This is a genomic window from Lysobacter sp. GQ73, from assembly GCF_059758755.1.
In genome coordinates this window covers 114,611-125,558 of the sequence record NZ_JCAXEE010000008.1, presented here as the reverse complement: position 1 = coordinate 125,558, position 10,948 = coordinate 114,611, and the positions used below count along the sequence as shown (strand labels likewise).

The 10,948-nt window shown below is 70.3% G+C and carries 11 protein-coding genes; 5 read left to right on the top strand and 6 right to left on the bottom strand.

What is annotated here, in order from left to right; genetic code table 11:
- Positions 1-7 precede the first annotated feature (7 nt).
- From AC6CH2_RS19760 to AC6CH2_RS19745, 4 genes are all read left to right on the top strand, one after another.
- Positions 8-997, top strand: a complete 990-nt coding sequence (locus AC6CH2_RS19760) for a pyridoxal-phosphate dependent enzyme (protein WP_498270701.1) — start codon at positions 8-10, stop codon at positions 995-997.
- Between the two features lie 265 nt (positions 998-1,262).
- Positions 1,263-2,063, top strand: a complete 801-nt coding sequence (locus AC6CH2_RS19755; protein WP_498270700.1) for a V4R domain-containing protein — start codon at positions 1,263-1,265, stop codon at positions 2,061-2,063.
- Positions 2,064-2,179: 116 nt separating this feature from the next.
- Positions 2,180-2,929 carry an MHYT domain-containing protein gene (locus tag AC6CH2_RS19750; protein WP_498270699.1) on the top strand — a complete coding sequence of 250 codons (750 nt, stop codon included), beginning with the start codon at positions 2,180-2,182 and terminating at the stop codon, positions 2,927-2,929.
- A 202-nt stretch (positions 2,930-3,131) separates the two neighbouring features.
- Complete coding sequence (locus AC6CH2_RS19745; RefSeq protein WP_435397198.1) at positions 3,132-3,560, top strand: ketosteroid isomerase-related protein; 429 nt, start codon at positions 3,132-3,134, stop codon at positions 3,558-3,560.
- 88 nt (positions 3,561-3,648) lie between these two features.
- On the opposite strand, the gene AC6CH2_RS19740 is transcribed toward AC6CH2_RS19745, so the two are convergent.
- From AC6CH2_RS19740 to bioB, 6 genes are all read right to left on the bottom strand, one after another.
- A complete protein-coding gene (locus tag AC6CH2_RS19740; protein ID WP_498270698.1) occupies positions 3,649-4,641 on the bottom strand; it encodes a multidrug resistance efflux transporter family protein in 993 nt (330 codons plus the stop codon).
- Positions 4,638-5,549 (bottom strand): malonyl-ACP O-methyltransferase BioC, encoded by a 912-nt coding sequence (bioC, locus tag AC6CH2_RS19735; protein WP_498270697.1) that lies wholly within the window; start codon positions 5,547-5,549, stop codon positions 4,638-4,640. Before bioC ends, AC6CH2_RS19740 begins: the two co-directional genes overlap by 4 nt.
- Positions 5,550-5,555: 6 nt before the next feature.
- A complete protein-coding gene (gene bioH, locus AC6CH2_RS19730; protein ID WP_498270696.1) occupies positions 5,556-6,356 on the bottom strand; it encodes a pimeloyl-ACP methyl ester esterase BioH in 801 nt (266 codons plus the stop codon).
- A 169-nt stretch (positions 6,357-6,525) separates the two neighbouring features.
- The gene (locus AC6CH2_RS19725) at positions 6,526-6,969 is read right to left on the bottom strand and encodes an ACT domain-containing protein (protein WP_498270695.1); all 444 of its coding nucleotides are present in this window, start codon (positions 6,967-6,969) and stop codon (positions 6,526-6,528) included.
- Entirely contained in the window at positions 6,966-8,201 is a 1,236-nt protein-coding gene (gene bioF / locus AC6CH2_RS19720) for an 8-amino-7-oxononanoate synthase (protein WP_498270694.1), read from the bottom strand. The genes AC6CH2_RS19725 and bioF overlap by 4 nt, the downstream gene beginning before the upstream one ends.
- Before the next feature lie 18 nt (positions 8,202-8,219).
- A complete protein-coding gene (gene bioB, locus AC6CH2_RS19715; protein ID WP_498270693.1) occupies positions 8,220-9,251 on the bottom strand; it encodes a biotin synthase BioB in 1,032 nt (343 codons plus the stop codon).
- Between the two features lie 97 nt (positions 9,252-9,348).
- Here bioB and AC6CH2_RS19710 point away from each other — a divergent pair, with 97 nt between their 5' ends.
- Entirely contained in the window at positions 9,349-10,224 is an 876-nt protein-coding gene (locus AC6CH2_RS19710; protein ID WP_498270794.1) for a ComFC family protein, read from the top strand.
- Positions 10,225-10,948 lie beyond the last annotated feature (724 nt).

Below are 10,948 nucleotides of genomic sequence, written 5' to 3'. Positions count from 1 at the left end.
TTGAGGCATGAACGATCTCTCCGCACCGCCCAGCCTGGCCCCCCTGTTCACCGACATCCTGGCCGCCGCCGCGCGCATCGCGCCGCATGCGCACGCCACCCCGGTGCTGCGTTCGCGCGCGATCGACGCGCTGGCCGGCTGCGAGCTGCACTTCAAATGCGAAAACCTGCAGCGCGCCGGCGCGTTCAAGTTCCGCGGCGCCTGCAACGCGGTGTTCTCCTTGAGCGAGGACGAGGTCGCGCGCGGCATCGTCACCCAAAGCTCGGGCAACCACGGCGGTGCGATCGCGCTGGCGGCGAGCCTGCGCGGCGCGCGCGCGACCGTGGTCGCCCCGCACAACACCCCCAGGATCAAGCTCGCCGCGATCCGCGCCTACGGCGGACAGATCGTCGCCTGCGAACCCGACCAGGCCTCGCGCGACGCCATGACCGCGCAGGTCCTGGCGCAGACCGGCGGCGTGCTGGTGCATCCTTTCAACGACCCGCGGGTGATCGCCGGCCAGGGCACCGCGACCCTGGAACTGCTCGGCAGCGCCCCCGGCCTGGACGCGGTGATCGCCCCGGTCAGCGGCGGCGGCCTGCTTTCGGGCACGGCCATCGCCGCGCACGGGCTGAGCCCGGCCATCGAGGTGTTCGGCGCCGAACCCGAAGGCGCCCGCGACGCCCACGATTCGCTGCGCGCCGGCCAGCGCATCACCGGCCGCAAGGCCGACACCATCTGCGACGGCCTGCGCGCCGAACTGGGCACGCTCACCTTTCCTATCCTGAGCGAGCACCTGCGCGACATCCTGCTGGTCGACGACGCCCAGGTCGTCGCCGCGATGCGGCTGGTCTGGGAACGCATGAAGCTGGTGGTCGAACCCTCCGGTGCGGTGCCGCTGGCGGTGGTGCTGGCGCATCGCGAACGCTTCGCCGGCCGCCGCGTCGGCCTGGTCGTGTCCGGCGGCAACGTCGACCTGGATCTGGTCGCCGATCTGTTCGCCTTTAAGCCAGATTGACCGGTTCCGCAATCGCATTGCGTTTGTTATGCGGCACGTTTCTCAACGCTCGTCATTGGCCGCATAAACCCCAGGAAAACTCGCTTTTTCTGTGATCCTGGTTTGTGTTTTTTATGAACACAGCTGCCACGCTGCGCCATCGCGCGCCCGTCCCTAGTCATGCCGCGCGACTGTCGACGAGCGGGGGCTCTCGCCAGTTCGCTCCAGAAGAGTCGGTCTCTTCGCGAGCCGGGACCACGGACCAGCGCAAGCCAGGGAGTACTACATGGTGGATGTCGAGTTTCGCGTGGTGTCCGACCGTCGCGACGGGCTGCTGCTCGCCCTCGGGCAGGTGGTGATCGCCAACGGCTTCACGCTGCTGCGCCAACGCATGCTCAACAGCGAAGAAGGCGTGGTGCTGAGCATGGTCGTGCGCGGCCCGTCCGAATCGCTGCTGATGCTCGAGGAGCGACTGGGTACCCACCACCTGGTGCAGAGCTTCGAGGCCTCGCCGTACGAAGGCGGCAGCCCCGCGCCGGCGCCCACGCCGGTGCCGCGCCACAACGGCTCGGCGACCGCGCCCACCTCGGTGCCGGCTTCGGCCGCGCCTGCGCCCGCCGCCTCGCCGTCGAGCGCGCCGCCGATCGACACCCAGCGCGTCGAGACCCTGCTGCCGCAGCTCGCCCGCAACTACCCCAACATTCTGCTGCAGTTGGTCGCGCTCGAACGCGAACTGCCGCCGGCCCAGCGCGAGGCGACCTTGCGCTACATCGGCCAGCGCGTCGGCGCCTGGGTCTACAAGCGCGACTTCGCCCTCGGCGGGCAACTGCCGCTGGCCGACTCGGTGCGCCGCATCGCCCTGCCGGCGATGCGCCAGCTGGTCCAGGCCGAACTGCACGACGACATCCTGAAGATCCGCAACAGCCCCTTCTGCCATCGCGGCGACAGCGGCGAGTGCTGCCATTTCCTGCGCGGCATGCTCGGCGGCCTGCTCGAAGGCCAGCACGGCGCCGATGGCGTACGGGTAGTCGAAAGCCAATGCCGCAACACCGGCGCCGAGGCCTGCCGTTTCGAATTCGAAGCCTGAGCGTTTCCCATTCGCCCGGCAGACAGGGAGCCGGCCGGGCTTGCGATGCCGCACCGGGGCGGGGATGGCGCCGGTTCGGCCCCTAGCTATACCAACCCATCCACAGGGGATTCGTCATGCCGATCGATCACGCCATTCAGTGCATCCATGACCCGGTGCTCGCGATCTTGTCCTACGTGGTGTCGGTGCTGGGGTCGTTCACCGCCCTGCAACTGGCCATCGCCATTCCGACCGCGGTCGGTCCGGGACAGCGCTGGCGCGCCATCACCGCCGCCGGCATCGCCATGGGCGGCGGCGCGATCTGGGCGATGCATTTCATCGCCATGCTGGCCTGCCGCATGAACGTGGAAGTGACCTACGACCTGCCGATCACGATCGGTTCGGCGCTGGTCGCGGTGGTCTCGTGCATGGCCGGCCTGGCCATCGCCGGCACCGGCATCTTCAATTGGGGCAAGCTCGTCATCGCCGGCGTGCTGATGGGGCTCGGCGTCACCGGCATGCACTACGCCGGCATGGCGGCGATGCTGATGCCCGCCGACACCGTCTACAACAGCAACCTGGTGATCGCCTCGGCGGCGATCGCGATCGTCGCCTCGATCGTGGCGCTGTGGCTGGCCTTCAACCTGCGCGGCTGGGGCCAGATGCTCGGCAGCGCCCTGGTCATGGGCGTGGCGGTCTGCGGCATGCACTACACCGGCATGCTCGCGGCCAGCTTCGTGCCGCAGGAAGCCGGCGCCGCGGTGGCGCGCGGGATCAGCGGCGGCTACCTCGGCGTCGGCATCTTCGTGGTGACCACGGCGTTGTTGGCCGCGGTGCTGACTCTGAGCCTGGTGCGCCAACGCCAGCGCGCGACGGTGCGGATTTGAACCCGGGCACTGGATAAGACCAGGCGCCGGCCTCGCCCGGCGCGACCCCGCCTACCGGAAAGGCCCGCCACGCGCGGGCCTTTTTTAGTGTGCTCTATTAAACCTTGCGAGTCCCGAGCGCCAGGCATGGCCGGCCGCGGCTGCGGCACGGCGCGGGAATGAGCGATCATGGCCCCGCCCCGCATTGCCCGCAGGAACTCCGATGAAGATAGACGGCACCCGCATCCACGACCGCGCCACCGAATTGGTCCTGTCCTACTACGCCGCATTCAATCGTGCCGACTGGGACGCCATGCTGGGCCTGCTCGGCGCCGACGTCGTCCACGACCTCAACCAGGGCGCGCGCGAAGTCGGCCGCGACGCCTTCGCCGCCTTCCTGCAGCGCATGGCGCGCCACTACCGCGAGCAGCTTCGCGACATCGTGGTGATGGCCTCGCCGGACGGCGCGCGCGCCGGCGCCGAGTACGTGGTGCATGGCGAGTATCTGCTCACCGACCCGGGTTTGCCGGAAGCGCGCGGCCAGCGTTATGCGCTGCCGGGCGGCGCCTTCTTCGAGATCCGCGACAACAAGATCCAGCGCGTCACCAACTACTACAACCTGGAACAGTGGATGCTCATGGTCGGCGGCTGAGCCGGCCTGTGCGCCTCACGGCGGTGAACCGATCTGCGCGCCTCACGGCGCTTGAGCCGACCCGCGTGCGCCAGCGCAGCCGCAAAGCTCAACCGCCGCGATCGCTGCGCAATTGCTTGACCCTGCGTTCGTTGCCGGCCGCGGCCCGCGCCGCGACGATGCTGAACAAGACGATGCCGACACCGACCACGCAGGCGCCGGCCAGCGCGCGGCCCTGCGGCCAGGCTTCGCCGAGCCACAACGCGCCGATCACCGTCGCGAACAATATCTCCGCGGCCTGCATCGCCTCGGCCGCGGCCAGCGCGGTCGGATCGTTGCGGACCATGCCGGTGGCCTGGAAGAACAGCACCGTGGCGATCACGCCCGCGCTCAGCGCGACGCCGGCCGCCAGCCAGACCTGGCCCAACGGCGGCGCGCCGGCCTCGACCCCGGCATACGCCGCGACCGCCCACCACAGGGGCTGGCTCGCCAGGGTCATGCCGAACACGCGCTGGGTCGCGTTGAGTTCGATCCCGGCCTTCTCCAAATGCAGCAACAGGCCGCGGTTGCCGAGCGGATAAGCGAAGGCCGACACCGCCACGCAGATCAGGGCGATCCAGCCGGCGCGGTCGAGGCGGCCGCCGCCATGGCCGAACTGCAACAGCAACACCCCGGCCACGATGACCGCGCCGACCGCCAGCGCCGGACGCGGAATCCGCGCGCGCGCATCCCGGTACAGGAACGGCGCGCACAGCATTCCGGCGATCACGGTCAGCTGGAAAGTGCCGGCGATCAGCCACGACGGGCCGCTGGCCGCGGCATAGCTCAGGCACACGTAGAACAGCACGAACCCTATGCCGCTCCACCACAGCCACGGCCCGGGGTGACGGCGGATCGCCCGCCACACCGGCGCCACGCCGCCGAGCATCGGCATCGCCACCAGCAACATCGGCAGGGTGAACAGATAGCGCAGCGCCGCGGTCCAGGCCCAATGGCCGCCGTCGTTGGCGGCGGCGCGGTTGAGCACGTAGGTGCAGGTGAAGAACAGCGCCGACACCAGCGCGATCAGCACTGCCCACAGGGCCTGGCGGCGCGCGCTCACGGGCGCTGCCGCACGCGGATGCTCGACACCGGCACCTGCACTTCATCGAAACCGCCGACCCGGATCGGCGCGCCCGGCGGCGGGCCCCAGGCGTGGGCGTAGATCACTTCCCAGGTCGCCGGCAGGCGGCCGTCTTCGCCGCGCAGCGCCTCGTAGGCCTGGGCTGCGCGGGCGAAACGCGCGCGGCCGGTCAGGCTGCGGCGGCGGTCGTTCATTGCATTGGTCGCGCCGAGCGTGCGCAACTCGCGCATCAGATGGCCGAGGTCGGGGTGCCCCAGGACGAACTCGTCGCGATCCAGCACCGGGTTCTGGAAACCCGAAGCGATCAGGGCATCGCCGAACTGGGCGATCGACGGGAACAGGCTGACGTGCGGTGCGGCATCGGCTTCGGCGAAAGCGCCGCGCAGCTCGTACAAGGTGTCCGGGCCGAAGGTCGAGACCAGCAGCAACCCGCCGGGCTTGAGTACCCGGCGAAATCCGGCGAACACCGCCGGCAGGTCTTCGCACCACTGCAGGCACAGGTTCGAGAACAGCACGTCGACGCTGCCGTCGCGCAGCGGCAGGGCGCGCGCATCGGCGCAGACCGCGTCGGGACGGCGCGCGCCGCCGAGCAGGCGCGGCCGCCAGCCGCCGTCGCCGAAATGCGTGCGCGCCTCGCGCAGCATCGGCAGGGCCAGGTCGAGCGCGATCACCTGCGCGCGCGGCCACCGCTTCTGCATCGCCGCGCTCAGATGGCCGGGGCCGCAGCCGATGTCGACCACCACTTCGGGCGCGCGGTCGTCGAGGTAGTCCAGGGTTTCCGACAGGCGCGCGCCGACTTCGCGCTGCAGCGCGGCGGCACCGTCGTAACCGTGCGCGGCGCGCGAGAACGAGCGGCGAACCTGGCGGTGGTCGAAAAGATCGTTCATGAAACCTCAGCCATCCACAGCGGTCGGGGCGGTCGCCTGGGCGACGAAGCCCTCGATGAGTTGCGCGACCTGGGCGGTCGCGCCGAGAAACGGCGCATGGCCGGCGTTGCCGATGACCACGCTGCGGCTTTGCGGCGCGAGCTCGGCCGCGGCCGGCATCGCCCCGGCCGGGACCAGGCGGTCGCGGCGGCCCGAAATCCACAGGCTCGGCACCTGCAGCTGCGGCAGCTCGCCACGCACGTCGAATCCGTCGAGCAGGGCCAGCCCTTCGTGCAGCGCGCGCTCGGCCGGTTCGCCGCGGGCGAAGGCTGCGTTCCTCAGGCTGCGCAGTTCTTCCTGGGCGCTGGCCGAGCCCAGCGCTTCGAGCGCGAGAAAGCCTTCCAGGGTGCCGCGGAAATCGCGGCGCAAGGCCTCGCCGAAATTACGGAACAGATCCGGCGAAACGCCGTGGGGCCAATCCTCGCCGACCACGAACCGCGGCGACGAGGCGATCATGATCAAGCCGCGCACTCGTTGCGGATGATCGAGCGCGGCGCGCAGCGCGACCTGGCCGCCGAGCGACCAGCCCAGCCAATAGGCGTCGGGAATGCGCGCCACCAGTTCGGCGGCGAGCGTGCGCGGATCGAGCGGCGATTCGTTTTCGCGCGCATGGCCGTGGCCCGGCAGGTCGATCAGATGCAGGGTGCAATGCGCGCCGAGCCGTTCGACCAGCGGCGCGAACAGGCCGCCGTGCATGGCCCAGCCGTGGATCAGTGCGATGACCGGGCGGGCGGGGTCCGCGGCCGCGCCGGTGGTTTCGATGTACATGGGAAGCGGGTCCGTACTGCGATGGTGCGTCGGGTGTTGCGTCAGGCGGGGGTTGCGTCGGGTCTGGGCGCTGCGGGCGCCGTCATGGCGCGCGCATGGCCACGCCGGAGGGTTGCCGCGAAGACCCCGTCGAAGGCGATGGCTCGCCGGGCCTTCGGGCGTGTCGGGTTCAAGCCTCGCCGGCGGGGTGCGGCCGGCGCAGCGCATGCAGGGCCGCCAGCGCCTCCTCGCGCCGCTCCGAGGGCACCAGCAAATGATCGTGATGGAAGCCGGCCAGCACGTTGCAGGCGATGCCGCGCGCGGCCAGCGCCTGCGACACCGCCGCGGTCAGGCCGACCGCCTGCAGCCCCGAATGCACGCTCAGGCTCAGCCAGGCGGCGACGAAGTCGTAGCTCAGCCCGTGCGCGTCGGCGTCTTCGCGGCGCAACACGCAGGTCAGGCCTTCGGCTTCCTCGATCGTCGCCAGCGCCAGCGCGCGCGGCAGACGCTCGGGCTGCACGGCGGTGACGAAGACGTACTCGCCGGCGCGGGCTTCGACCTCGAGTGTCGCCAACATGCGGGCCAGATCGGTTTCGGGCGGCCGGGTCGGTGGCGGCTCGGCGGCGCGACTCATCGCGCCACGATGGCGGGCGCGGCGGCGCGGGCGCCGTCGCTGCCTTCGATCGCCACGCGCTCGGCCGCGCGCGCCAGCGCCTCGATCAGGCCGTCGACCTGCTCGCGCGTGTGCAGCGCCGAGAACGTCACGCGCAGACGCGCGCGACCTTCCGGCACGGTCGGCGGACGGATCGCCGCGACCCAGTACCCCTGTTGTTCCAGGGCCTGCGCCATCGCCAGCGCACGGCGGTCGTCGCCGCACATCACCGGCTGGATCGGCGTGCCCGAGGCCAGCAGTTCGAGGCCGAGCTTGCCGGCGCGTTCGCGGAAATGCGCGGTGAGCTCGGCCAGCTTCTCGCGCCGCCAATGGTCGTTGCGGGCCAGCTTGAGCGCCGCCCGCGTCGCCGCGGCCTGCGCCGGCGGCAAGGCGGTGGTGTAGAGATGGCTGCGCGCGGTTTCGGCGAGATGGCCGATCAGGTCGGCGTCGCCGTGCAGCGCCGCGCCGTAGCTGCCGAGCGCCTTGCCGAAAGTCGCCAACTGCAGCGGCACTTCCTGCACCGACAAGCGCGCCGCCGCGACGGTGCCGCGCCCATCCGGGCCGAGCACGCCGACGCCGTGGGCGTCGTCGACATACAGCACGGCCTTCTGCGCGCGCGCGACCAGGGCGAGGTCGCGCAACGGCGCCAGGTCGCCGTCCATGCTGAACACGCCGTCGGTGGCGAGCATCGCCAGGCCGTCGGGCACGTTGCGCAGCTGCCGGATCGCGCCTTCCGGGTCGGCATGCGGGTACCGGCGCAGACGGCAGCCGGCCAGGCGCGCGGCGTCGATCAGGCTGGCGTGGTTGAGCCGGTCCTGCACGCAGACATCGTCTTCGCCGAGCAGGCCCTGCACCGCGGCGATGTTGGCCAGGAACCCGCTGCCGAACAGCAGCGCGCGCGGCGAACCGAGCCAGTCGGCCAGTTCGCGTTCGAGCGCTTCATGCTGGGCGTGGTGGCCGCAGACCAGATGCGAAGCGAGCCCGCCGGTGCCCTCGCGGGCGGCGGCGTCCTGGAAGGCGTTGATCACCGCGAAGTGCTGCGACAGGCCGAGGTAGTCGTTGCCGCAGAAATTCACCAGCGAGCGCCCGTCGACCTCGCAGCGCGCGCCGTCGCGGTGAGCGACCGCGCGGTGGGTGCGGGTACGGGCGGTCGCCACGCGCTCGGCGTGGGCGGTCTGGATCCGGTCGCGCCAAAGGGTTCGCTGGCTGCTCATCGCGGTAGCTCCGCCGCGTCAGGCGGCGCAGGAGTGGGCGGGGTCGGTGGTTGCCTCAACGTGCTCTTCAATACTCGCATGGACGGTGCCCGCGGTCTCGACGATCTGCATCGGGCGCAGGCCGAGACGGGCGAACAGGGCCAGGTCGCGCTCGGTGTCGGGGTTGCCGGTGGTCAGCAGCTTCTCGCCGTAAAAGATCGAGTTGGCGCCGGCCAGGAAGCACAGGGCCTGCAGTTCGTCGCTCATGGCCTCGCGGCCGGCCGACAGGCGGACCATCGACTTGGGCATCAGCAGGCGCGCGACCGCGATGGTGCGCACGAATTCGAAGGGGTCGAGCTCGGCGGTGCCGGCCAGGGGGGTGCCCTCGACCTGGACCAGCCGGTTGATCGGCACCGAGTCCGGATGCGCCGGCAGGTTGGCCAGGGTCTGCAACAGGCCGGCGCGCTGCTCGCGCGACTCGCCCATGCCGACGATGCCGCCGCAGCAGGTCTTCATGCCGACATCGCGCACGTGCGCGAGGGTGTCCAGGCGGTCCTGGTACTCGCGGGTGTGGATGATCTCGTTGTAGAACTCGGGCGCGGTGTCGAGGTTGTGGTTGTAGTAGTCCAGGCCCGCCGACTTCAGCGCGGTGGCCTGCTCGCCCGAGAGCATGCCCAGAGTCGCGCAGGTCTCCAGGCCCAGGGCCTTCACCTCGCGGATCATCGCCGCGACCTTCGGGATGTCGCGGTCCTTCGGCGAGCGCCAGGCCGCGCCCATGCAGAAGCGCGAGGCGCCGGCGGCCTTGGCCTGGCGGGCCTTTTCGATCACCGCCTCAGTGCTCATCAGCTTGGTCGCGTCGACCCCGGTGTGATAGCGCTGCGCCTGCGGGCAGTACGCGCAATCTTCGGGACAACCGCCGGTCTTGACCGACAACAGGGTGCTGACCTGGACTTCGGTCGGGTCGAAATGCTCCCGGTGCACGCTGCCGGCGCGGTGCAGCAACTCGGGGAAGGGCAAATCGAACAGCGCACGGACCTCGGCGCGGGACCAATCGTTGCGAAGAAGGGGCATGGACACTAGAGCTGGCTCCACAGCGGGGAATTCACTGACGGCGGGCAACGGGGGATACCGACAGCGCGGGCCGTTCGGAGCGGGCAGTCTGGGAAGCATGTCGACAACTGTCAACCAGGATCGGCCGCTCCGGGTTGACAGCGTCTGGCGGCGCCTCGGCTGGGCCCTGTGGCCGCCGCGCTGCCTGATCTGCACCGAACCGGGCCTGCCCGGACGCGATCTGTGCCCGGCCTGCGAAGCCGAATGGCCGCGGCTCGGAGCCGCGTGTCTGCGGTGCGCCCTGCCGTTGGCGGGAGTGGCGGTTGGCAGGGGCGGGAGCAGCAGCGAAACCGGTATTGGCGCAGGCAGGACGGCCGGCTCGTTCGCCCGGCCCCTGATCTGCGGCCATTGCCTGCGCCGGCCGCCGCCGCTGACCCAGGTCCACGCAGCCTGCCTGTATCGCCCACCGCTCGATCGACTGCTGCCGCGTTTCAAGTTCCATCGCGACCTGGCCGCCGGGCGCCTGCTTGCGACGATGATGGCGCAAGCCTTCGAGCCGCTGCTTGGACACAGCTTGGCGACCACCGCGCCGACGCTCGCAGCACCCGAGGCATCGGGTACCGCCATCGAATCGCCTCGACCATGCCTGGTGCCGATCCCCCTGCATCGCCGGCGACTGCGCGAGCGCGGCTACGATCAAGCCCTGGAACTGGCCCGACCGCTGTCGCGCCAACTGCGCCTGCCCTTGCTCGATCATGGCCTGATCCGCCTGCGCGACACCGCGGCGCAATCCTTGCTGGACGCCAGGCAACGCCGCCGCAACCTGCGCGGTGCCTTCGCCTGGCGTCACGGCCTGCCCCTGCCCGCCCACATCGTCCTGATCGACGACGTCATGACCACCGGCGCCACCCTCCACTCCGCCGCGGCCGCACTGCGACGAGCCGGCGCCCAGCGGGTCGACGCCTGGGTATGCGCCCGGGTGACGGCGGCCTGAGCCGCGGCGGGTGGCCGTTTCGGCGGGCAGGCTTTCGGCGTCGTTCGTGGCTCGCTTGCTGGTGGTGCCGTCGCGATCCCGGACTACGCGGTCGCGGCTTGCGCCGCTCCTACCCCCTGAGGATGCCGGCCGCCGCCGGCGCGAGATCGAGAGATCGCGGTCGCGACTTACGTCGCTCCTACCCGGGTGGATTCGCAGCGTTGCATTGCAGGTCCAGGCTTTTGTAGGAGCGACGTAAGTCGCGACCGCGGGACGCGCCGAAGCGACAATGCCGATGGCATCCATCGACGCGGCGTGCTTTCGCTGGGGTAGGAGCGGCGCAAGCCGCGACATCGTCGGTTCGGTCTTGCGGCGCATTCCTCTTGGAAGATCAAGATCAAGATCAAGATCAGGAGCAGGAGCAGGAGCAGGAGCAGGAGCAGGAGCAAATCTAGAGCTTCCGCCACTAAAGCGGCGGGTTACTTTCTTTTGTCTAAAGCAACAAAAGAAAGGTAACCAAAGAAAAGTGCTTTTCTTTGAATCAAGGGCCCGCGCGTTCGATGCATCCGCGGTGATTTTTCATGCGGGACCTCCCTGTCCCGATGAAAAACGGCACGCATCCCTGCGGGCCGCCCTTCGGGTCTCCATGGCCTTCGCGAGTGCGTGGCCACGCAGTGCCAAATCCCATGAGAATCCTGGTTCCGCGACGCCATCCCATGTAGGAGCGACGTGAGTCGCGACCGCA